The sequence below is a fragment of the Streptomyces sp. NBC_01077 genome (assembly GCF_045162855.1).
Classification (GTDB): Bacteria; Actinomycetota; Actinomycetes; order Streptomycetales; family Streptomycetaceae; genus Streptomyces.
In genome coordinates this window covers 9,785,858-9,808,357 of the sequence record NZ_CP108669.1, presented here as the reverse complement: position 1 = coordinate 9,808,357, position 22,500 = coordinate 9,785,858, and the positions used below count along the sequence as shown (strand labels likewise).

General features: G+C 63.6%; 13 protein-coding genes and 4 pseudogenes. 5 read left to right on the top strand and 12 right to left on the bottom strand.

Translation table 11 applies throughout. The features are described from left to right. Positions 1-5: 5 nt before the first annotated feature. The 4 genes from OG462_RS43960 to OG462_RS43945 form a co-directional block, all read right to left on the bottom strand. Positions 6-1,223: an IS110 family transposase gene (locus OG462_RS43960; protein WP_406053581.1), complete on the bottom strand. Its 1,218-nt coding sequence runs from the start codon at positions 1,221-1,223 to the stop codon at positions 6-8. A gap of 1,258 nt (positions 1,224-2,481) precedes the next feature. After that, positions 2,482-3,717, bottom strand: coding sequence for an ABC transporter permease (locus OG462_RS43955; RefSeq protein WP_406053673.1), 1,236 nt, complete (start codon positions 3,715-3,717; stop codon positions 2,482-2,484). Beyond that, a complete protein-coding gene (locus tag OG462_RS43950; protein WP_406053675.1) occupies positions 3,714-4,406 on the bottom strand; it encodes an ABC transporter ATP-binding protein in 693 nt (230 codons plus the stop codon). Before OG462_RS43950 ends, OG462_RS43955 begins: the two co-directional genes overlap by 4 nt. Continuing rightward, the gene (locus OG462_RS43945) at positions 4,403-5,734 is read right to left on the bottom strand and encodes a peptidoglycan-binding protein (protein ID WP_406053677.1); all 1,332 of its coding nucleotides are present in this window, start codon (positions 5,732-5,734) and stop codon (positions 4,403-4,405) included. Before OG462_RS43945 ends, OG462_RS43950 begins: the two co-directional genes overlap by 4 nt. A 974-nt stretch (positions 5,735-6,708) precedes the next feature. Here OG462_RS43945 and OG462_RS43940 point away from each other — a divergent pair. Further along, complete coding sequence (locus OG462_RS43940) at positions 6,709-7,575, top strand: hypothetical protein (RefSeq protein ID WP_406053679.1); 867 nt, start codon at positions 6,709-6,711, stop codon at positions 7,573-7,575. A gap of 385 nt (positions 7,576-7,960) precedes the next feature. On the opposite strand, the gene OG462_RS43935 is transcribed toward OG462_RS43940, so the two are convergent. The 3 genes and pseudogenes from OG462_RS43935 to OG462_RS43925 all read right to left on the bottom strand — a co-directional run. Then, positions 7,961-8,164, bottom strand: coding sequence for a hypothetical protein (locus OG462_RS43935; RefSeq protein ID WP_406053681.1), 204 nt, complete (start codon positions 8,162-8,164; stop codon positions 7,961-7,963). Between the two features lie 181 nt (positions 8,165-8,345). Next, positions 8,346-9,150, bottom strand: a pseudogene (locus tag OG462_RS43930) (transposase family protein). A gap of 78 nt (positions 9,151-9,228) precedes the next feature. Further along, a pseudogene (locus OG462_RS43925) lies at positions 9,229-9,510 on the bottom strand (IS701 family transposase); the annotation flags it as partial. Positions 9,511-9,896: 386 nt separating this feature from the next. Here OG462_RS43925 and OG462_RS43920 point away from each other — a divergent pair. Then, positions 9,897-12,593 (top strand): LuxR C-terminal-related transcriptional regulator, encoded by a 2,697-nt coding sequence (locus OG462_RS43920; RefSeq protein WP_406066911.1) that lies wholly within the window; start codon positions 9,897-9,899, stop codon positions 12,591-12,593. Between the two features lie 187 nt (positions 12,594-12,780). Here OG462_RS43920 and OG462_RS43915 read toward each other — a convergent pair whose 3' ends face one another. After that, positions 12,781-13,029 carry a transposase gene (locus OG462_RS43915; protein ID WP_406053684.1) on the bottom strand — a complete coding sequence of 83 codons (249 nt, stop codon included), beginning with the start codon at positions 13,027-13,029 and terminating at the stop codon, positions 12,781-12,783. Positions 13,030-13,462: 433 nt separating this feature from the next. Between OG462_RS43915 and OG462_RS43910 the strand changes: the two genes are divergently transcribed. After that, positions 13,463-14,212 (top strand): transposase family protein, encoded by a 750-nt coding sequence (locus tag OG462_RS43910; RefSeq protein WP_406053686.1) that lies wholly within the window; start codon positions 13,463-13,465, stop codon positions 14,210-14,212. A gap of 6 nt (positions 14,213-14,218) precedes the next feature. Here the strand turns inward: OG462_RS43910 and OG462_RS43905 are convergent, their stop codons facing one another. The 3 genes from OG462_RS43905 to OG462_RS43895 form a co-directional block, all read right to left on the bottom strand. Beyond that, positions 14,219-14,434 (bottom strand): transposase family protein, encoded by a 216-nt coding sequence (locus OG462_RS43905; protein ID WP_406053688.1) that lies wholly within the window; start codon positions 14,432-14,434, stop codon positions 14,219-14,221. 75 nt (positions 14,435-14,509) lie between these two features. Then, a complete protein-coding gene (locus OG462_RS43900; RefSeq protein ID WP_406053690.1) occupies positions 14,510-15,181 on the bottom strand; it encodes a HEAT repeat domain-containing protein in 672 nt (223 codons plus the stop codon). A gap of 100 nt (positions 15,182-15,281) precedes the next feature. Then, positions 15,282-17,945 carry a LuxR C-terminal-related transcriptional regulator gene (locus OG462_RS43895; protein ID WP_406053692.1) on the bottom strand — a complete coding sequence of 888 codons (2,664 nt, stop codon included), beginning with the start codon at positions 17,943-17,945 and terminating at the stop codon, positions 15,282-15,284. A gap of 526 nt (positions 17,946-18,471) precedes the next feature. Here OG462_RS43895 and OG462_RS43890 point away from each other — a divergent pair. Further along, positions 18,472-18,690: pseudogene (locus OG462_RS43890) on the top strand (IS5/IS1182 family transposase); the annotation flags it as partial. Between the two features lie 73 nt (positions 18,691-18,763). On the opposite strand, the pseudogene OG462_RS43885 reads toward OG462_RS43890, so the two are convergent. Then, positions 18,764-19,251, bottom strand: a pseudogene (locus tag OG462_RS43885) (transposase); the annotation flags it as partial. A gap of 601 nt (positions 19,252-19,852) precedes the next feature. Here OG462_RS43885 and OG462_RS43880 point away from each other — a divergent pair. After that, positions 19,853-22,498 (top strand): LuxR C-terminal-related transcriptional regulator, encoded by a 2,646-nt coding sequence (locus OG462_RS43880; protein ID WP_406066248.1) that lies wholly within the window; start codon positions 19,853-19,855, stop codon positions 22,496-22,498. The last annotated feature ends 2 nt before the right edge of the window (positions 22,499-22,500 follow it).

The following is a 22,500-nucleotide window of genomic DNA, read 5'->3' as shown; positions in this document are numbered from 1 at the left end:
TGGGGTCATGCTGCGAGTTCGACGTCCGCGGGCGGGCGGGATTCGTAGAAGGTGCCGTCGCGGAGCATGGCGAACAGGACGCTGATGCGGTGGCGGGCGAGGCGGAGGAGGGCTTGGGTGTGGGTTTTGCCGCGGGCGCGTTGCTTGTCGTAGTAGGTGCGGGAGGCGGGATCGGCGTTCATGCAGGCGAAGGCGGAGAGGAACATGGCGCGTTTGAGCTGCCAGTTTCCGCCTCGGGGCGCGTGTTCGCCGTGGATCGAGGTCCCCGACGACTTCGTCGTGGGTGCGAGTCCGGCGTAGGAGGCCAGGTGGGCGGCGCTCGGGAAGCTGGTGCCGTCGCCGACGGTGACCAGCAGGACGGCGGCGGTCCTGACGCCGACGCCGGGCATCGACGTCAGGACCTTGGAAAGAGGGTGGGCCTCCAGCAGGCTGTTGATCTGGGCTTCCATCGCCCGGCGCTGGGTGTGGACGGCGGCGAGCTGGCTGGCCAGGGAAGGGATCACGATGTCCAGAGTGCCGGTCCCGGGCACCACCACGGTCTGCTCGTCCAGAGCGTCGAAGACCTCGTCGACCAGCCGTGCGGCCATGCGCGGGGCCTTGGGGCGGATCAGCTCGACGAGTCTGCGGCGTCCGGCTTTGCGCAGGGCGGCCGGGGAGCCGTAGCGCTCCAGCAGCCAGGTCACGGCCTGGTGGTCCAGGCGCGGCCCGAGGACGCGTTCCAGGCTGGGGTGGAACTGGGTGAGCAGGCCGCGTATCCGGTTGGAGGTGCGGGTGGCCTCGGCGGCGAGGTCCTGGCCGAAGCCGGTCAGCACGGTCAGCTCGGCGGTGATCTCGTCGGTGAGTTCCAGCGAACGCAGGGTGTGCGGCATCGTCCGCGCGGCGTCCGCGATCACGGCCGCGTCCTTCGCGTCGGTCTTGGCCTCGCCGGGGTAGAGGTCGGCGATCCGGCGCATGGCCAGGCCGGGCAGGTAGGCGACGCGGCAGCCGGCGTCGCGGGCGACGGTCAGCGGCAGGGCGCCGATGGAGGCGGGCTGGTCCACGATGACCAGGACGGTGCCGAACTTTGCGGTCAGCTTCTCGAAGACGGCCCGCAGCTTCGGCTCGCTGTTGGGCAGCGGCTTGTCGAAGACCTTCTTCCCGGCCGGGGTCAGTCCGTGGCCGTGGTGAGCGGACTTGCCGACGTCCAGGCCGAGGAACACGCCCACGTCTTCGATCTCGAACATCGCTCCCTTTCAAGGGTGTTGGCGGTACCGGCCTCGGCTCGGGTGTCGTGCTCGCGCATCCACGTTATGCAGACCTGCCGCCCGCGAACCGTCCGGCATTGCGCCGGACTGGGCGGTGGCCGGACCTCTGATCAGCGTCTCCGACGAACACCCCCGGACCCGGTGACACCACCCCCCAGGTCATGCCTTCGACAGGGGGACACAGTCATGCCGGACCCGGAGGCCAGCGGCCCTCTTGCAGGACCGCGAAGAACATAACGGGGAGAGAGAGATCGCGGCACGAACTCTTACGGGCCTGGAGCGCCCCGGACCGGGCGACCGGACCCGCGGCCCGGACCGTGAGTGACGCCCTGGCCGAGGACACCGTCCGGACGCTGGCCACCATCACCAAAGGGGCAGGAAAGCGTCTGCTGGCCCCAGAGGGGCTTTACGGCACAAAATGCTGGCCCTCATCGCCCGAAGCCAGCTTCGGAGCCGTCGACCGCGCCATGGGGGCCCTCGGACTGGCCAGCGTGGTGCGAGGGAAGAAACCCAGAACTACCGTCCCCAACCCAGTCGGCAGCCTGGCTGCGTACCTGCTGAACAGGGACTCCACCGCGCCGACCGCGGCCCAGAAGCGGATCGCCGACTTCACCTACCTCGCGTTCATCGTGGACTGCTTCTCCCACCAGACCGTGGGCTGGCACGCTTTCCGTGAAGCGGAACGTGGAGCTGGTCGACGCGCCGCTCAGGTCGCCGCGATCACGAGGGCACCCGTGCCGGCGGGACCAGCTCACATGCCACTCGGTCGCAATATACGAGCGTACGGTTCAACATCTCCGGCCCGAGGGCATCAGTCCCTCGGTCGGAAGCGCCCGCCACGCCGGACGCCGCCGAGGGCTTCTCCTGGCCGGTCGACGCCGCCTGCGAAGGACGAGCCCTGGCCGTCTCGAGCAACCTCCACCCGTCCGGTTTCGACGAGATCACGCCCATGACCCTCGCCGCTGCGGGCGTCGACCGGCTCCTCCGCCACGCTCACATCGTGGTCACCGATTCGCTCCGGGGAGAACTGAGAAGCTATTGAAACCAGTTGAGCAGTCTCAGCTTTCGCAGATCCGCATGTCGGCGGTGATCCAGTAGCACGGTGTCGTGGACAGCTGGCGGCCAGCGAGAGGGGCGGTGGCGACGGAGGCCGGGTATCTCGTCTGCGGGGGATGATCGATTTACCGCAAGTTCGAGGGCCTCCTTTCTCCCGCGCGAGTCTACGCGGGACCAAGGTTCAGCGGCGCAGGGCTTCTACTGGCTGGATCTGCGAGGCTCGCAGTGCCGGGTACAAGCCGGCCACGATACCTGTGAGCAGTCCGATTCCGGGGGCTGCTGCTACGGTCAGGGGGTGGATCACCGGTGTCCAATCGCGGGCTACAGCGACTGCGACAACCGTCATCGTTCCCAGGCTCGTACCCACGATGCCACCGAGTGTGCCCAGCGCAGCAGACTCGGCCAGGAATTGGGCGACGATGTGGTGGGCTCGTGCCCCCAACGCACGGCGCAGCCCGATCTCGCCGGTCCGCTCCAGTACGGCGACGAGCGTGGTGTTGGCGATTCCGACCGCGCCAATGATCAGGCAGATCGTGGCGAGGAGGAGGAACAGCTGGCTGAGGTCGTTGTTCACCCCGCTTCTCAGGCTGCGTGGGTCCGGGGGTGGGGTCGCTTTCAGGTACTCCGGGTGGTCAGGGCGCAATGCGATCGGTACCTGCTGGGCAACCTGCGTCGCTGCGCCGATCTTGGTGGATATCAGCATGCTGGCGGGTTCGTCGCGTGGTGGTCCCCAGATCGCCTCGGCCGTAGCCCTCGGTATGGCTACGGATAGCAGCAGTTCGGCCTTGCGTTCGACGTCATCGACTATTCCGATGACGGTGAACGGTTGCTCGCCGATGAAGACAGCTGGTTGGGCGGTCAGGGTGGTGATGCCGAGCTGAGCAGCGACGGCCGACCCGATGACCGCTACTTGCTCGGCTCGCCGCTCATGGAAGTCGTCGTAGATCCGCCCCTGTTGGAGATGGGGGACGGCAGCGCGAAAGGCTCCCGCCGACACCGCCATGACGCTGGTTGTCTCACCGCTGTCGGAGGTAGCGGCCAGCGATGGCCTCACGGCAGTGCGGGTGTCCGTCCTTACTGTCCAGAAGACTCCTGCCTCGCGTACGCCCGGCAACCTTGCGACTCGATCGTCGGCGTCTATCGGAAAGGCGGGATCGGCAAACTGGTTGACCTTCTTCGCCACGTCCTCGACAGTCACTTCGGTTGCCGTGAGTACCGAGAACCTTGTGTCGATCTGCGAGGAGGCGGTCGCTGTAAGTCCCAGGATCGCGACGAATGCGCCAACGCCCAAGACTGTGCCTAATGCTGTCAGAATCGCCCGGGCGGGCCGCTGCAGAATCCCTGTAAGTGCCTCGGACATGAGGTCACGCAGGGTGATGGTAGATGGCTTCCGCTTGGCTGCCGTTGATCGCCTCATGTGGCAGCCCTTTCATATAGAGCTCCGTCGCGGATTGAGATGGTTCGATCGCCGTGCTCGGCGACCGTCTGGTCATGGGTGATGACCACAATCGTCATGCCGTCCGCGTGAAGTTCGTCAAGTAGTGCCAGGACTGCCTCAGCGCTGGCCGAATCGAGGTTACCGGTCGGCTCGTCGCACAGCAGCAGTGAGGGCGTGGCCGCCACCGCACGGGCTATGGCGACACGTTGTCGCTCGCCTCCGGAGAGTCTGGACGAGAGGGCTCCCATCCGGTGGGCGAGCCCGACCCGTATCAGGGCTTCACGGGCGCGACAGATGCGATCAGCACGGGGAACTCCGCTGTACATCATGCCGAGCGCCACGTTCTCTTCAGCGGTGCGGTGGGGCATCAGGTGGAAGGATTGGAAGACAAAGCCGATGCGCTGGCCCCGCAGGGCTGTACGTTCTGATTCCTTGAGAGCTGCTGTGTCGATGCCGTCGAAATGATAGGAACCGTGGGTAAGGGTATCCAGCAAACCTGCGATGTTGAGGAATGTCGACTTACCGGAGCCGGATGGGCCGACCACGGTGACGAACTCGCCTCGCTCGATGGTCAGGTTGCACTGTCTCAGCGCCACGACAGGAGGTGGGCCAGCGTACGTCAGACCGACCTGCCGTAATTCGATCACAGGTGGATGCTGGGTGCTCACTTGCCGTCCTCCCCCGTTGTGTCGCCCCTGTCGGCCCCGACGACCACCTCGTCGCCCTCTCGCAGGGTCTCGCCGGCTGAAGGAGACACGGCTATGAAGCCGTCGCCCGACGTGCTTGCTTTCACGACGACGCGCCGCTGCGCGCCGCTGTCCTCCACGACGGTGACAACGCTCTTGCCGTCGGCGCTGGAGGAAATTGCGGACACAGGCACCACGAGGGCCTTGGCCACGGTGGAGGCAGCTTCGACCGTGACCCGCACGTCCTGGCCGGTGAGCGAGCTGGCGATGGCCTGGTTGGGGCGAACGACCATCAGGTATCCACCAGTCTGCTCCGGCGTGCCCGCGTCGCCGTTTCCGCTGTCCGCGTCTTGCCCCTTACCGCTTGCGAGCCGCGTGTTCCCAACTGATACGACGGTGGCTTCCACGTCGTCACCGCTGGACTCCGACAGAACGTGTGCCTTCTGTCCTGCTCTCACCAGATCCTTCTGGTAATTCTGCAGATAGCCGTGTACGACAAGTTCGCCAGAGGACAGGGTGAGTGCAGTATTCGCGACTGCGGCTCCCACCGATGTTGAGACCTGCGTCACCTGTGCCGGAAACTCTCTCACGTAGACGACCTCAGCAGCAGGCAGCATAGGGCCGGAGCTATCACGGAGCTTTGCGAGTTGTCTACGTGCCTTCGCGAGGTCCTCGCCGGCACGGCCGGCGTTCTTGTGCAGATCCCCATCCGGCGTGCTCGCATTCTGGCCAAGAGCGTCCTTCGCGTCCTCCAGGGCGCGCTCAGCAGCGACGACGCCGTCCTCGGCAGCCTCTAGCTGGTCTGCACTCTCAGAGTTGGAGGGGATGGGCTTGTAACCGATCGAATCGTAGAAGGAGTTCAGCGCGCGCTTCGTTCCTGCACCAAAGGTTCCCAGTCCGTCCGAGCCGTACGAATGTCCAAGCATGGACAGGGCCTGCTGCAGCTGTTTCACGTCCTTGCCGACGGTTCCCGGGCTGATGTCTCGGTATGCGGGTAGGCTGCCCTTCAGCACGAAGACAGGTCGCCCCGAGACCTCCAGCACTACCTGACCGGCATTAACTCGACCGCCCATTCGTATCGGCATTCTGGTTGTGACCGGCCGTCCCCCTTCGTTGCCTGCGCCAGTGGGATTCACAAGCACAGATTGACCAGCCGTAACAGTGCCGCGAAGAATCACCGAATCCGTCAGTAGCCGGTGCTCGACCCTCGCCGTTATGACGCCGGGGGGTGGGGCGTCAGTGTCGAGCGCGACCTGGGCGGGAGACTTCACAAGGAACGAGGCAGCCACGCCCGCGGCCGCGAGCAGCATGCCTCCCCCAGCAACTGCGGCGACCCATCGTCGCCGTGTTGCCAGCAGGGATGACCGCCCATTCCTGCGCACCGTAACGTCACTGTGCTCGGCAGCGGCAGACACTCCGCCAGCTTCCTCTACAGAATGGTCGTACATTCACAGTCTCCCTACAGGTGAAACACTCAACCGATCAGCAAGCAGTCACATTGGTCACCCGTCCGCACTTTTGCGCTCGCCCCCAGCAATACTGGAAGCCGCACATCTCGAAGCCACAGACCAATTCTTCAATCCGCGAGCAAATAGATGCGAAATCCGTCATCAACCCGATCGAATCGGATGACCATTTCGTGCGAACTGATGATGCTGCCGACCCAGCCGAGCGAGGTACAGGAAGGGCGCTCTTCGCCTGCACGGCAAGCGCAACAATGCAGGAAGTCTCCGCCTCGGAGAGCGAACTCGATCGATAGCACTCATGCGGTGACCCGGTATATCCGGACGCCCTGGAATCCCTATCGGACATCCTCGGACAATTAAACCACTGCCACCGCGACGACCAGTGGGTACTTAGTACTCAAACGCCGATCATCCAATCGCGATCATGAGCGCTGGCACTGACCCTCGCGGGTCGTCCGATCCTGGAGCGCCGGCAGTCAATCGCCCAGGCGTGCAGCCCTCCCAGCCGGGCTGCCCTCACACCAAGCAACTACTACTCTGCCTGGCTGGCGACGGATCTGAGAAACTCTCATAGCACACTCTGGAGAATTGCAATACCTCACATCACCTCTGGGGCCGCCTCCAAGATACACAAAACACCGGGGCCGAAACAGGTGTATGGATTCTAAAACTCTCCGTAGGCATGGCCTCGCGAAGAACTTAAGCCTCCAGCTTCTACACCTGCATGTGAGGCCCGGTCGCGGACGGTTTGCCATGAGTAGCCACCGGTGAATCGAAGCGGTTCCACCGGCGCGTTGGCAACAGAAGGAGAAACATAGATGAGGATCGGAAGACCAACTGCTGCACTTTCGGTGCTTCTGGCCACTGCGTGTGGTGCAGCCGAAACCGGCGATTCACCGCCTCCTATCGGCGAGGTCAAAAAGGTGATGTCCGCAAACGACATCTCCCTGCCTCTAGACGCCTATGACCTTACTTCCGAGGAACGGAGCGCTCTTCAGCAGGTATACGACCTCATGGGTACTGCGTGTATGAAAGAAAAGGGCTTTAAGGTTACTATGCCCGAGCGTCGCCCAGAGGACGCGGAATCCATCTACGGCCGACGCTATTTCATCATCAACATGGCCGAAGCAGAACGATACGGATATCGACCGTCGAGAATGATGGAGAAAAAGGAGAAGCAATCTCCTTCAGGTCTCGAGTCGAAAGCCGCCTTGACCGCCTGGCTCGGGCATGACCCTGACGATGAAAGCCAAGACCCGAACTCCGGGAAGGGATGCGGAGCAGCCGCGCACTCGATCCTGGAAGAGGGTGTAGGGCAGGACTCGGATGTGGTGATACATGAGCTGAGCGCCGAATCCTGGCATAGGAGCGAGGAAGACAGCCGTATGCAGAAGGTCTTCAAGGCGTGGAGCTCCTGCATGGCGAAATATGGATTTGAGTACACAACCCCGATCCAGTCCAACAATGATAAGCGCTGGCAGCAGAAGGTTGTATCCGATCTTGAAATAGCGACCGCGAAGGCTGATATTTCATGCAAGCAGAAGACCAACCTTCCGGGAATGTGGCTCGCTTTGGAGAGTGCATATCAGAAGCGTGCGATAGAAACGCATTCAGAGGCTCTTCGCATCAGGCGTGAGGCCTGGGACAAGCGGATGAGGAACGCTCACAAGGCGCTCGGCGGCTAACCACGGACTCCGAGCGCGAGCGCGTCTAGAGTTACACTCCGGCAAGGTTGATCAAGGGGTCCACGAGTCGGTCGATGAAGGTCGGCTCGTGGGCTTCGCGCCGGCTCCCACCGAGGGGCCATGGCGTGGGAGGGGTACCTCAATTCCCCCTCCGCACATAATGCCTGCCTCCGCGGCCATCGCAACGGTTGCAAATGAACGTGAGCCCGGAGGGATGCCAGATCCGAGTGATCGCCGCTCTCCCAAAAGGTCCCCCACACCGCGCGGGCCATCCACGAGCACGTACCGCTGCATCACTGCCAGCCTGGGCTTGTTCGAATGCGTCAGGCGGCGCCGGGTCCCTGAGCTCTTCTTCAGCGTTGCTTCTCCAGGGTGTGACGGGAGTCTATTGGGGCTGGCGCGTGCCTTTCGGAAGGATCTGCCAGACCTTGAGGCGTCCAAGGCTCATGTCAATGCTCCCGCTGATCCGGAACCCGGCAGGGATCAGGGCCAGAGTGTCGTACTTGTGCAGGTACACCGGCGTCACGAGAGCCGCCGGGAGGCCGGCAGCTTGAACCGGCAGCCACCCCTCACGGGTGACGATCAGCATCGTGACACACGCCACGAGAGAATGCGCAAGCTTCAGTTCGGCAGGACACGCCACCAACCAGGCTCCTTGGCGCACGAGTTGAGATGTCAAATCTCTGCTCAACCGCCCGGGAGTTGTCCGTCACGAGCCCTCGCCGGCCACCCCGTCAGTGCCCAACTCGAAGAAGCTCACTGAGGCGTTTTCATCCTGAATAGCTGCAGGTCAGCAGGGTGTGGATGGCCTGAACGATGGTGCTGATGCGGCGGGTGGAGCATCTGGCTCGCCGGAGCAGTCTCCAGGACTTCAGCTGGGCGAAGGCGCGTTCGCCGGGGGCGCGGAGCCGGGCGTGGTCGTGGTTGAACTGCTGGTAGTGGGCGGGCTGTTCGCGGTGGCGGTAGTAGGGGGTGCGGACGGTGGCGCCGGCGCCTTGGTAGGCGCGGTCCGCGAGGACGAGGATGTGCCTGGTGAGGCAGGCCTGGGTGATGCCGTGGGCACGGGCGGCGGTCAGGTCGTGGGTGCGTCCCGGCGTGGCCCGGGAGAACCAGAGCGGTGTGCCGTCCGGCCGGGCGATGACCTGGACGTTCATGCCGTGCTGCTTGTGCTTCTGTGAGTAGTACGCTCGTCCGCCGCGATTCGGTCGGTGGCGATCAGGGTGCCGTCGACGATGACGAAGTCGCCCTCGCCCAGCCCGGTCAGGGCCTCGTGCAGGCCCGGCGCCCACGCCGCGAGGACGTCCAGGGTCTCGTCGACGTAGCGCCAGGCCGTCGCGGTCGAGACGCCGAACCCGGCCGCGAGCTGGGCGAACGTCTCGTTCTTCCGCAGATGGGCCAGGACGAGCAGCGCCTGCTTGAAGCAACCGAGCCGTCTCCACGGCGAGTTCAGTTCACGCCTTCGGGCGTAGATGAGCCAGGAGACATGCTCGACGAGCTCGTACGGGACGTCGGGCATGGAAGGATATAGAACCAACAGGGCCCCTCGGTCGCCGGTGTGATGAGTGAGATCACCACGCAAACGACCAGGGGCCCTGCCCCGTCACACCCCCGCCCACCAGGTCATTCCACCCTCCCGGCACAGGATGAAAACACCTCACTGAGATGCTCGACGGCGCACCCACGCGTGTCGTCGAGGACTTTCCCGGCATTCCGAGCCAATCTGTTCATAGTCGGCCGGTGGATCCGGTCTGGACTCGCATGACCGGCCTCCTGCGCCAGAGCCCAGCCCTTCCTCCGCCCCAACCCAGCGATCAAGGCGTGCATATATGCCATCGCCGACTCGCGAAGCTCAAACCTGGCGAAACGGTACACGAACCGCTCATGCAGAGCCTTCAGTTCACCAGCCCACGACCGGCATCGCCGCGACCCGCCGATGAACAGATCAACGACCCACCTGCCCGACCGGCACGGCAGACCGTTCCAGTATCAGCAGCAAGCTGAGCACCAGGGAGTCGCCTTGAGTGACCCATGTCAGCGCCACCGCGCAGGCTCGCATGTAACTATAAGTGATGCCCCGACCACATATGAATGAGTATCAATTACTCATGGATCTCTACTGCAGTGCGCACAGGCTCTGTTGTGCGGTATCGGGCCAGAACCCCCGTCTGGCACGGGAGCCGCGGCGAGCCTGCCGCACACCAATAGGCGTGGTGTGCGGCAGCGCGCGTGATCTGGCCGCCGCTACATGGCCAGATCGAGGATGCTGAAGACTGAAGAGGGTTAGGGAGCTGAGAAAGTTGGATCCGGCCCGACGTGGCGAAGTGTCGACAACGGTCGGAGTGCCCCTGTCGTCTCGCAGTCCTGCAGGCCCTACCTCAATTGGTAGGTGCGCACCGCAGGCCCACTCGGCCATCGGCGGTGGCGAGGGCTCTTTTGCACTACCCGCGCAGGAAGTGGAGTTGGTAGGGCGCCAGGTCGAGTTGGCCAGGCTTGTACGCTTGCTTGCCCAGCGCAGTCACCATAGCGGCGTACTGCTGGCTGGCGCCTCAGGTACAGGTAAGACCCGACTGGCGGCGGAAGCGCTTCGGGAACTTGGGTCGGAGATCGAAGTCGTTCCGGTGGTGGCGGCTTGGCCAGACCGTGATCGTCTCACCGAGGAAGAGCGATTCCAGCAGACCCCATCGGAAGCACATGCCAATGGCCTGCCAGCGTGGGAGCTCAGGCAAGCACTTGAATCGATCCGTAACCGGCAGCGCAGTGTCGTGCTCTTGATCGATGATGCTCACCTGCTTGAACCAGCCGCAGCCGCTCTCGTCCTCGAGCTGGCCCAGCGGCGTTCCGTTCGCATGCTGTTGACCCTGAACACCGACGAACCTGCTCCCATGGCGATCACTACGCTATGGAAGGATGACCACCTGCACCGGATGGACATCGGACCGTTGAATGTCACCGCCACGCGTCGCCTGGTTGCTGCACTCTCCGGACGGCGCCTGGCACACAAGACGGCAGCATCGCTCGCCCGGCTGGCGCAGGGAAACCCTCAGCTCCTGCGTGAGCTGATTCGGGCAGCAACGAAGCATCACCTTTTCGAGCCCTCGCCGGCAGGCTGGACCCTGTCCGGCCAGATTCCCCTTTCTGTGCCGCTGTGTGAACTGCTCACGCGAAAGATCAGCCGTCTGCGCCCAGACGCCTTGGAGGTCCTTGAGCGTGTAGTGGTCGCCGAGCCTGTGCCGCTCCCTCGACTAGAGGCCGTCGCTACCCAGGACAGCCTGCTCAACCTGGAGGACGAAGGGTTCATCCGTGTGACCCCCTCAGCATCACTGGGGCTTCACACAGCACCGTTGGTCGAGGTGGCTCATCCCTTGATCGGCTATGCAATCGACCACACTCTTCCTGTTCTACGCCGGCGCGCCCATCTCGAAGCATGGCTCAAGGCGTACCCAGCGCTGGAGCAGTGCGCAGGGCAGGACGCCGTCACTGTTGCCAGCTGGATGCTGGAGACAGGAACGCCTATCTGCTCAGACGAACTGTTGCGGGCTGCCCAGTGTGCAGAAGAGGTCCAGGATCTGGATGGTGCATCCCTTCTGACTGCAGCCGCCTGGAGCATCTCCCCGTCTCCCAAGACGGCTGCTGCGCATGCACGTGCGCTCATCGCACTCGCGGACTTCACCACTGCCGCAGAGGTGCTGGACGCTGCTGAGGCTACCGTCTCGCCAAATTGGGAACTCACGGCTGCTCGGGCCCGTAGTTGCCTTCTTCAGGGACGTTTCGACGCCGCTGAGTCCGTGATCGCCCGCCTTCCAGAAGATCAACGACGCCTCTACATGGGGATGGCTGCCTACTTTCAGGGGGCGATTGGCACTGCCCTCGAGCTGTGCCGACCCCTGGTCGAAGATCCGACGTCCGATCAATACCTGGAGGCCGCGATCTTCTATATGGCTTCCTTGCTCCACGCCGGCCGTCCCCAGGACGCCTTAACGATCTACAAACGGCTCCCCGCCAGCCCCGAGAAGCGGAGGTTTTTCCACGGGGACTCGCTCAAACAGATCTACGCTGTCATGATTGCCGACCTGGGCCAGCTCAGTGACGCCGTCGCTCATCTCACACAGGCCCATCGCAGTGCTGTCAGGGACGGCCGGGCCCGCATTGATGCCCAGCGTGGCCTTGCCCTTGGTGCTGTCCTACTGGAGAGAGGCCGACCTCGCGAGGCATTGAACCTGCTCACCTTTCATCCTTCCTACCAGGTCGGGTGGCAGCTTTGGCATGACCGAGCCCGCACCCTGAGGACACTCGCCACAGTGACGCTCGGTCGAAATAACGAGGTAGACCTGCCGGAAGAAAATCCCAGCCACTTCCTGATCTTCCAGCAAGTCGCCCAGGCATGGATCAGTTCGCTTGACGGCAATCGAGAACGCTCTGCCGCAATCCTCATCCGTGCCGCCGAAACTGCCGTGAAACAAGGAGCGTACGCGCATGTAGCCATCGCAGTGCATGAGATGGCACGCATCGGCGTGGCCGCAGAATCTAGTCCGTACTGGCAGACGCAACTACAAGGGGCATACCTCAACGCCCGCATCAACTATGCTCGCGGCCTCGCCACAGATAACATCGCGATGCTGCGACGGGCGGCCGAAGCCTTCGCCAACAGTGGGGCCGAACTCTACGGAGCAGAAGCATATGCTGAACTCTCTCGTTTGCTGCGTCGAACCGGTCAGGGGAGGGCAGCCACTGCAGCGACCCGGCGTGCGCAGGAGCTCGCAGAGCGATGTGAGGGAGCGAAGACGCCAGCGCTGTGGCTGTTGAGTTCCAGCGAGCCGCTCACTTCGCGAGAGCAAGAACTCGTCACGCTCGTTGCTCAAGGACACAGCGACAAAGAGATCGCGCAGCAGCTCACCCTGTCGGTCCGCACCGTGAGTAACCATCTCTACCGGGTGTATCGAAAACTGGGAATCACCAATCGCCGTGCACTCCAGCAGCAGGTCGGCCTTGCGCCGCGTAGCCCCGGTTCGGAGGAATAGGGCTGCTTCCCTCGGATCGTCGGATCGCCGGGCCCTAAGGGCTCGCAGAGAATAAACTTGCGTGTTTTAGGCCTTGACACAGCAGGTCAGCGCGTTGCTCGTCCGCGTGTTGTTCTTCTGCGAGCCCTAACGAGCTCGTGCATGGTTGGCCGCTGGTGCCTGGTGAGGTCTGGTTCCGCTCCGGTGTTCACATTCGCTGACCAGCCATGAGGATGGTGGTCTGTTGGTGCGACAGCAGCCCGGCGATGGCTTGGATGGTGTCGGTCATGTGCTCGCAGCAGCCGTGGTGGCGAGCGAGGGCTCGCCAGTTCTTCAGGTGCGCGATGCCGTGCTTGACGCGGATGCGGCGGGAGGAGTGAGCTTTACGCTGCCGTTCGTGCATCTCCTCGTACCGGTCCGGAGCGTTCTTCTTGAAATTGCGGTGCGGCGGCGCCACGACTCGACCGCCCTCTGGGCACCGAGTCCCTGATAGCCCGCGTCGGCCAGGACCTCCACGGCGGGCCCGTCGGCAAGGAGCTTGACCAGGCCTAACCGTCGGCCATGAGTGATGTCGGCACAGCTCGCCGGCTCGGCCGGGCTGTCGGAACAGAAGCCTGTCGGCGGCGTCCGTGACGACCATGGACTTCACGACGTTCTGCTTGCCTTGCCGGAGATGAACTACTCCCGGCCCTTGCGCCCCGCTGCGGGTCTGCGGACCCGGATCTCGGTGCCGTCGATGATCCCGGTCTGCCCGCTCGCGCCGAGATGCTCAATGAGCATTTTCAGCGTGGCCACCGATCGGGTGATGACCTTGGCGCCCGCAACGGACAGGGCTCCCGGGCCGTTGGGTGAGGTGTTCGAAGTCTCAACCTGCCGGCCCAGGAGCCCTGTTGGTTCCCTATCCTGCCGCACTCGACCTGCCTCATGCGCTGGTCGAGTGGGTCACGATGCTTATCGTCACCCGTGAGGGTGACCGCCGCTGCAAGCTCCCGCCGCACAAGCGCGCCCTCGTCGCTCTCGCCTACCTGCGCAAGCACGACACTCTCGCGCAGATCGCCGCCGGGTTCGGCATATCCGTAGGCACCGCCCACGCCTACACCACCGCCGTCGTGCGGCTCCTCGCCGACCGGGCGCCGGGCCTGCTCAAGACCCTGCGCGAGCACGACCCGGACTACGTGCTCCTGGACGGCACCCTCAGCGAGTGCGACCGCCTGGGCGACGCACGCGCCGATTACTCCCACAAGCACCGGCGCCACGGCGTGAACGTGCAGATAGTCACCGATCCCCAAGGCCAGCTTCTGTGGATCTCGCCGGCCTTGCCGGGCCGCGCTCACGATCTGACCGCCGCACGCACCCACCGCATCATCCGAATCTGCGAACGCCAGGGCGTCCCGATCGTCGCCGACCGCGCCTACATCGGCGCAGGCTCCTGGGTCACCACCGCCATCCGCCGCCCGCCCAACGGCGAACTGTCACCGACCGAACGGACGCTGAACCGGGCACTCGCCCAGGCCCGCGCTCCTGTCGAACGAGGCGTCGCCCGCCTGAAGTCCTGGCGGATCTTCCGCCGGAGCCGCTGCAGCCCGAACCGCACGACGGACATCGCCGCCGCGGTCCTCACCCTGGAGAGGCAACGCTGAAAATGCTCAATGACCTCGGCAAGGGTGAGGAGCTTGACGCCGGGCGCGATGGTGCACCCCTTTCGGGGAGCAGCGGCCGCACCTCACCGATCGCACGCGTGAGGTGCACCGGTCGATACCGAACCAGCAGGCCAGTACGTCATGGGTGGCACCGTGGCGAAGCTGAACGAGAGTGGCCAGCAGCCGATCGACGACTAGCTTGCGCTTCGCCCCTGCGCCCACTGGCCGGTGCCGAGGCAAGCACGGCCTGATGCCGTTTGTGGCACAACGGGCCGACCTTGGCAACGAGTTGCGCGATCACCTCGGGCGACAGCCTCGATTTCGTCGAGCGGAGAGACGCTTCGCGATCGGTGTACGTTTCACGAGTTCAGCGCGGACCTTGAGCGGGACAGCCGGGTCTTCCAGGAGGGACAGGTAGAGGCTGTGGGCACGCCTCGGGTCTCGGCGTTCCAGCCACCGGGCCGCTTCCCGCCTGATCGACTCCTCTTCGTCGGTCACCGCAGTTGCGAGAGCCTGCAAGGACGCAAGGTCAGACCGACGACCCAGACCTCCGACCGCTCGTGCGCGTGTCTGCTGGTCCGAGTGTTTGACGAAGGGAGCCAGCAGGGCGGTTACCTGCGGTAGATGGATGGAGTCGAGAATCATGACCTCCAATGTCGGGCTGCTCCCCAGACGCACCCGGCCAGCTTCGAACTCTTCTAGGTACACAGCAGGGAAAGTGGTCGCCAGCTCGGCTAGCAAGGTTGCCCAGGCGTCGACGATCGGGCGGTCCTCGCGAGATCTCAGGGCAAGGGTGATGGTTTCCGAAGCTGCGCCCTCGTAGTAGATATGAATTGCCCGACGTAGTGCCTTCGGACCTAACTCGGCCAGCCTTCGCATGCTGTCCGTGGTCTCATGTGCGAGCCAGCGGGCGATGGCCTGGTCGGAGTCTGCTTCGGCGGGTTGAACATGGTGTTCTTCTGGGCTCATGCTTGACAGGATACGTGGGCAGTGTTCTATGCAGCAGGCTAGAACGGGTTCGACTCCGATGCATCTCGTTGGCATCGGTGGTGGCGTGAGCGGGCGCCGGCTACGGAGATCGCCGGTATTTGACATTCATCGCAGCAGCCAATTCTTGTCTCGTCGATACGCCGAGTTTCGTATATGCGTGATGAAGGTGGTTGTCGACGGTGCGGACTGAAAGCGTCAACTTCTGTGCTATTTCCCTACTCGTGCTTCCTGTGGCAGCAAGCATCGCTACCTCTTTTTCCTTTCCGGTAAGAGGTGCGGTCTCCTCTGCCAGCCCAAGGAGTGGGGTGCGCGCCCCCTTGCAGCGTTCGGTGATGGACGTCGCTTTATGGCTCGCTGCGGTGGCTCTCCGTCCTTCTCCTCTACTGCGAAATATGGCCGCCGCCGCTGCCGCAGCCTCGGCAGCCATGACATCGACCCTAAGATCAGCAAGCTCTTGCGCGACCAAAAGGAGTTGCTCCGGGTCGTCTGCCGCCAAGGCCTGGGCGAAATGAGCACGACATTGGGTGAGTAGTCCGTCGGATATTTCTGCCAGCTCTGCGAGGCGCTGCGACACTTCTCTTGCTCCGCCGAGGCGTGCTATATCGGCGAGGATCAGCGCTTCAGAAGACACGTGTCCGGTGTCACGGGAATATCTGGCTGCTTCGGTCAGAACTTGACGGGCGCCAGAAATGTTTCCTTGAGCTGCCAGGATCCACGCTTCCCCGAGTCGCTCTTCTCCTGCGAGAAGCCCAAGAACAGGATACTTCTTGTTCTGGTCGTGTACAGATACCGCTGCCTCGTAATGTCCCAATGCTGCGGTAGCTGCTGCCAGTCCGGAAGCTGCAAGGCGAATAGAAAGTATTGAGTTTTGATTCCTCGAGTTAGCCAGGGCTTCTGCATAGAGAGTACGCGCTTCTGCGTAATGTCCCGCCACGAGCTCGTTTCGAGCCGACCAGAACGACAGCCAAAGATAAGGAACGGCGGCCTTGTCTTGAATTGATTGATGCATGGCGCTCCGGGCCATGGACCGGGCCTCCTCTATCCTCGCTCCTTCACACAGGGCTGCTGTCCATGCTACAAAATGGGTCGTTGGGTGGTAGAAACGAACCGAGTTGCTTGTGTGAAAATCGTATGCGCCTTGGGACAGCTCGACAGCATCGGCGATCCGGCCGAGAAACACGAGTCCGTTCGCCTTTGCCGCAATTGCGTGCGTCCATGCGTCGGCGGCAACTGGCCCTTGCTCTGCGCTTTGAAGATCTGTAAGGTCCTGTATTTCCCTGACACCCCGTCGGGGGTCGCCTGTCAGGGCCCGTATGGCACCGTCGGTTACATCTATAATCCTTCGCCCAAGTGCGCTCTTTATCGTCAGTCGCGCATCTTCAGTGACTCGTAGTGCATCCTCCGATCGGCCACTAATAAACAGATTCAAGGCCCTCGTCCGAACTGCCATGATTTTTTCCGGTTCGCTGGCAGCTGATTCGTCCGCCAGCGTCAGTGCTGTTTCAGCGTCACCGAATCGCTGCAGGTTCGAGTATGCCTCGCCCAAGATGAGGCGCGTCTCTGTGCTGTGGTGCGTGTCAGGCACGGCTTCGAGCAAGGCGACCACACTCTGGTAGTCGTAGGCGTGTCTGGCCAAAGTGGCGGCCCGGACAAGGAGGCCGGGCTCGGCAGAACCCGTCGCCGCCAGCCGCCAGGTCGCTATGTGCAGGAGGTCTTCGCGACGCCGTGCGCCGTGGCCCTCGGCTCGGGCTACTTGTTGCGTGAGCACTTCACTGCGCCGCATGTAGGGGATCGTGCTGCGCAGGACCTCCCCGTACAGCGGATGGGCCAACTGCACGGTCGTCCGCCGACGGGCGGTGACAACTTCGACCAGTCCTGTTTCTTCCAAGTCGGCCAGTATTTCCAGCGAGACCACGGCAAGGGCGTCGGTCAGGGATACAGGTTCGCAGAGCGCGAGCAACTCCAATACTGGCCGGGTGTGCAGGCCCTGGGCTGCCAGTCTGGCTCCGATCAGCTCTGTCAGTTTCGGCGTTCTGATCGACCCGTTGCCAGTCAGTTCCCAGATCTCCCCGTCGCTTGCGAGAGTTCCTGAGTGCAGTGCCCCGAGAACCAATTCTCGCAGGTACAGTGCGTTGCCGTCGCTGGCGTTGTGCAATTGGTGCAACGTACGGTGCCCTACCGGCCCGCCTAGCGCAGCCTGCAGGACGGCGTCCGTCTGTTCCCGGCTAAATCGCGCCAGATCGATCCGGTCTATGCCATCGCCACCGGCCAGGGCCTTCACAGGGTCGCTGATCGGTTCCTCGGAGCGAACGGTGGCTATCAGCTTTACCACGCGAGCGTCGAGCAGCTGTCGCAGAAGTACCGCAGACGCAGCGTCTAGCAAGTGGAGGTCGTCCACCCAGAGCACCCAACGCCATCGGCGTTGCGGCCCCGCGAGAGCCGTGGCGACCTGAGCGAATCCCTTTACTGGATCGGACAGGTCAACCCCGTCCGGAATCAGGTGCGCGATCGCACCCAATGGGACTGCTGCAGCGGAGGCAGAAGCCGTCGCACGGAAGCCCTTCGAACCATCGCGAACTGCAAAGGCCAGGCATCCCTCGGCAAGCCGAGACTTGCCCACGCCGGCCGGCCCGGAGATCAGCACTCCCTGGCAGCGGCCACTCGACCATGCCGCCGCGAAAGCCTCCAGATCATGATCCCGTCCAGCGAGCGGCCACTGCGACGCCCGGTCTTTCATATCCATGGCAGCTCCTGCGGCAGTCGGGCTGGCGATGGTGGTGCAGAGCCAACGCGTACGTTCAGGCCTAGCGGCCGTCGCCTGGGAGCGGTTCGCGGCCTCGAGACCATAGTGACCAGGGGGCGATGTGCAGGCCGCTGTCGCTGATGCGGGCATAGGCGCGATTGATAGAGACACGGAGGGATGCAGGCTGACGGGTGGGGACTGTGTGAATGATGGTGCTGGCGGTCCGCCAACGGAGAGGCAGGGACGGCCAGGCTTGATGCCGTGAGGTGAAGGGCGCTGGACGCAGGCTCCACGCGTCGGTCGAGCGCATGCTCTCCGCCTGGGGCGGTGCCACCGCTGAGGTGTAGGTACCGAATGCAGGGAATCGAGATCGTCATCGGGATCACTGCCTGTCCGAGCCGGCGCTGGTCAGTCGGCTCTAGCTTTTCCAATGCACTGCGGTCGAGCACGCGGCCTCTGGGTAGATGTTACTCGCATTGCAGGAAGGCGAAGTGTGACCTGCGACTGCATGGGTCCTGCAGGTCGTGACGCTGTTGCAGTGCTTGCGGGTCGGGCTCGCAGCGCGGCGGAGACAGTGTTCCGCCGCGTCTCAATGACGCGATATAGCCCCTCGGGGCCGCAAGCCGGTGAGCCGGACGATCATGCCCTTGGCCGGTCGCGTGGCGGCCTGACGACGAAGGTCCATCTGGCTGCCGATGCCGGCCTGGCATTTGTGTTCGCACCTGGCCAGGCCGGGGATGCATCAGCGATGCTGTGGGCTTCCCTCTAACATAGGCCGTTGCTTGTGCTGGGCGAAGGCGTCGAGGGTCGCCAGATAAAAACTCTCTGAGCCGGGAGCGAAGTTTGTTGTGGGCCTGACCGCGGGGCCAGACGGCGTCCTGATGGGCCGGGGCGAGCGCGGCGACGGCCTGGACGAGCTCGGAGTCCGCTGGCAGCGGGCGGTGGACGGCCATGTCGGTTCGCAGGAGATTGGCCAGGGCCGCGGCGTCGGTGGCGTCCGACTTCTTGCGCGCGACGGAGTGGCGGTCCCGATAATGGGCGACCGCCAGTGGATTGATCGCGAGGACTGCTCGGCCGGTGGCCCGCAGACACGCGACAACAGTCCGCGTGACGTCTTGATCGCCACCGGAATGGGGGTGTCCTCGCTACTGCCGTGCCCGGCCAGCAGAGCAAACCCCGCGGCATCGTCGCTGATCCGCGCCTTTGCGGGCTGCCGCCTACTCGCATCGACCAGTGCGATGTCGTGGTGAGCTCCGGCCCAGCCCACCCCGCAGAACACTGGCGCCGGCAACCCGGTGATCTCCATCCGATCCTCCTTAGTGACAACTCTCTTCCCAGGCCAGAGCCTGCGCAGGGTGCGCGTACTCCCTAGTGGAAGTGCTCAAGACACGTCATCCCGCCAGGCGTTCGCAACCCCAGCGAGTCGCGCGGTCCGCGGTTCGCGCCAGAGCTGCAAGCTCAAGGCAGAGGTGAACCGTGCAACCAGCTCTTACTACGAGCAGCCAAGCGCCCGAGAGCGGCAGACGGACCGTCCCGCAGTAGCAGGACCCTTTCGAAGCTCATGCAGAACGCACGGCACCTGATTTCGAACACTCCGCCCGGACTGCTGGCGCGAGCCGGCCTCGTCCCAGCTGGCTGCGCCCGCGCAGGTGGGGGAACAGGCGAGTCATGGCCCGCGGGCCTTTCGAGCCTCGCCGGGGGGTGGTGTGCGTGAGCGTTAGCCCGGCCCACGGGCGGCAGCGACGCGGTCACGGCCATGCGACATCAAAGCCCCGACCTGCGATCCGATCACTGGAGAGATGCCTCCGGACCAAAGGGCATATAGGTCTATTCCTAGGCGTTTGCGGTAGACCGGTGCATACTATGCACCTACCCGATATATGGTTGTGCTGGTGGGCTGGTGAAGTGTGTCCCGCTTGGAGGTTGTCGTGGTGGTGCGGCAGCGTTTGGCGCGATGGCCGTTGGTTGGACGCGAGGCCGAGTTGGGCGTGCTCGAGGTGGCCTGGTCTAAACCACGGTGCCCGGGCGTGGTGATCCATGGAGCGGCTGGGGTGGGAAAGTCCCGTCTTGCCGAAGAGTTTTTCGCTCAGATGGTGCGTTCGGGATGGCAGGGCGGCAGGGTGACGGCGTCTGCGGCCGCTGCGGGCGTGCCACTGGGAGCGATCGCTCACCTGATTCCGGCAGGGGTGGATCTCGCTGACCCAGGCCACGGGTTTGCCGAGGTCGTGCGGGTGATGAGGGCAGGCGGCCGCCAGCGGGTGGTTCTGGTCAACGATCTGCACTTGCTCGACGCTGCGTCGGCGGTCCTGTTGCGCGAAATGCTGGAGGCCGGAGTGCTGCGGCTGGTCGGGACGGTACGCAGCGGAACCAGGATGAGTGAGGCTGGCGAGGCCCTGTGCAGTGTCGGGGGGATGTGCGGCATAGAGCTCGGTGCGCTCGATCGCGACGGTATCGGGGCGGTTCTGCGGGCGGCTCTGGGAGGCGCTGTAGGGCGCCAAACAGTGCACGAGCTGTTCGCCGCTTCGGCGGGCAACCTGCTGTATCTGAGGGAATTGGTGACAGGCGCGCTGGAAGCCGGCACTCTGTCGAGCGACGGGGAGATCTGGGAGCTGGCCGGAGGCCGCAGTGCGGGAACGCCGAAACTGACCGAACTGATCAGTACGAGGCTGACTGCAGCTGGCCCGGATGCACGGCCGGTCCTTGAGTTGATCGCCGAATGCGAGCCGCTGTCCCTTGCCGACGCCACAGCAGTCGCCACTAGCGAGCTTGTTGCAAGACTCGAGGATGAGGGGCTGGTCTATCTCAGCCACGACGCGCATCGAACAACCATTGCACTTGCTCACCCATTGTACGGAGAGGTTTTGCGAGCGGGCACTCCTATGCTGCGGCGCCGGGCACTGCTGCTGAACCAGGTCCAGAGGGTCGAGGCTCACGGCGCTCGACGACACGATGATCCGTTGCGGATTGCCACATGGCGACTGGCAGCCACGGGCACCGCAGACGCCGAGCAACTGGTCCTTGCTGCCAGCCTTGCCCGCCACGCCCACGACTATGAGCAGGTCGTATCGCTCCTGCAAGCCTTGCCTGCAAGACAGCACACCACGGCTACTCGCCTGCTCTACGGCGAAGCCCACTATGAACTGAATGACTTCACTCGGGCCGAAGACGTCTTCGCAGATGCCGCTGAGCATACGACGAGCGATGAGGAAGCACTCGCGATCGTCATGGAGCGCACGCAGAATCTCTTCTGGGGCCTGGGCAAGGTGCATGAGGCAATGAAGATTAATGAGGCTGCCGAGGCCAGCGTCAGTCATCCAGTCATGCAAAACGTGCTGGCCATCAACCATGGGGCCATGCAGATCTTTGCCGGGGATCCAGTGGCAGGGTTGGGATTCCTCGACGGTGTCGAGGAATTCCCCGACATCCGCGCTCGCACCTATGGGATGGCACTCAAGGTGGTTGGTCTGGGTGACGTAGGCCGATCAGCAGAGGCAGTGGAGTTGGGGGAACGCGCTTACATCGAGCATGCCTCTGCTGATCCTGAGGTCGTCGTTCACCATTCGACGGCTCAGCTGCCAGGGCTCATCGAGGCGTACACAGGACTTGGGGAGCTGAGTCGTGCACGGCTCCTTGCCGAGCAGGGCTTGGAAGCAGCGGTGGATACAAGGACAAGAACGTCGTTGCTCTACGTACTGGCTGGCACGGATTGGTTGACTGGCGATCTGGGCGAGGCGAGGCGCTCGTTCGCCGAGGTCAGCCGCCTAGCAAGAGACCGCAACACTTGGTTGTTGCGGTCTGCGGCATCTGGATTGGCTGCTTGTTCGGCACTCCTCGGCGACATTCCAGCCGCTGAATCCGCCATCGCAGACCTTGAGGCATACGCTCAGTTCTCTCATCTGGCCGCCGAAGAATGCTCCGGTAAGGCTTGGATACTTGGTGCTCGTGGGCACGCTGCCGAGGCGCGAGCCACGTTGCACGAAGGAGCGAGCACGGCTAGAAAATCCGGCCGCCTCATCTCCGAAGCACGACTGCTGACCGACATTGCTCGCCTCGGTGGTGCAGCTGAAGTCGCTGATCGGCTTGCAGAGTTGGCTGAGATCTGTGTCGGCCGCCTCTCTGCCGCACGAGCCGCCTTCGCTGCCGCCCTCGCTGCAAGTGACTCCTCTGGCCTCAATAAGGCAGCACATAAATTTGGTGAAATCGGGGCAAATCTTCTCGCTGCCGAAGCGAGTAACGCAGCCGCGGTAGCCTTGCAACAGCAGGGACAATCGAGACAGGCCGCCGCCGCAACGAATCAAGCCAAGACATACGCGGCCCTCTGTCCGGGGGTTCATACACCCCTACTGACATTCGCAGATGCCGCCATACCGCTGACTCCGCGCGAGCGTGAGATCGCAGTGCTCGCCGCCTCAGGCAACTCCAGTAAGGCGATCGCCGACTCGCTCCAGCTCTCGATTCGCACCGTCAACAACCATCTCCAGCATGCCTACACCAAGCTCTCTGTCACCACTCGCCAGGAGCTCGTCAAGGCAATGAAGACGCAATCACAGTGAAC

Bases quoted from the DNA above. Each gene is read 5' to 3' on its own strand.
- OG462_RS43960 (WP_406053581.1), bottom strand. From the start codon at position 1,223: ATGTTCGAGATCGAAGACGTGGGCGTGTTCCTCGGCCTGGACGTCGGC.
- OG462_RS43955 (WP_406053673.1), bottom strand. From the start codon at position 3,717: ATGAGGCGATCAACGGCAGCCAAGCGGAAGCCATCTACCATCACCCTG.
- OG462_RS43945 (WP_406053677.1), bottom strand. From the start codon at position 5,734: ATGCTGCTCGCGGCCGCGGGCGTGGCTGCCTCGTTCCTTGTGAAGTCT.
- OG462_RS43940 (WP_406053679.1), top strand. From the start codon at position 6,709: ATGAGGATCGGAAGACCAACTGCTGCACTTTCGGTGCTTCTGGCCACT.
- OG462_RS43935 (WP_406053681.1), bottom strand. From the start codon at position 8,164: ATGCTGATCGTCACCCGTGAGGGGTGGCTGCCGGTTCAAGCTGCCGGC.
- OG462_RS43900 (WP_406053690.1), bottom strand. From the start codon at position 15,181: ATGAGCCCAGAAGAACACCATGTTCAACCCGCCGAAGCAGACTCCGAC.
- OG462_RS43895 (WP_406053692.1), bottom strand. From the start codon at position 17,945: ATGGATATGAAAGACCGGGCGTCGCAGTGGCCGCTCGCTGGACGGGAT.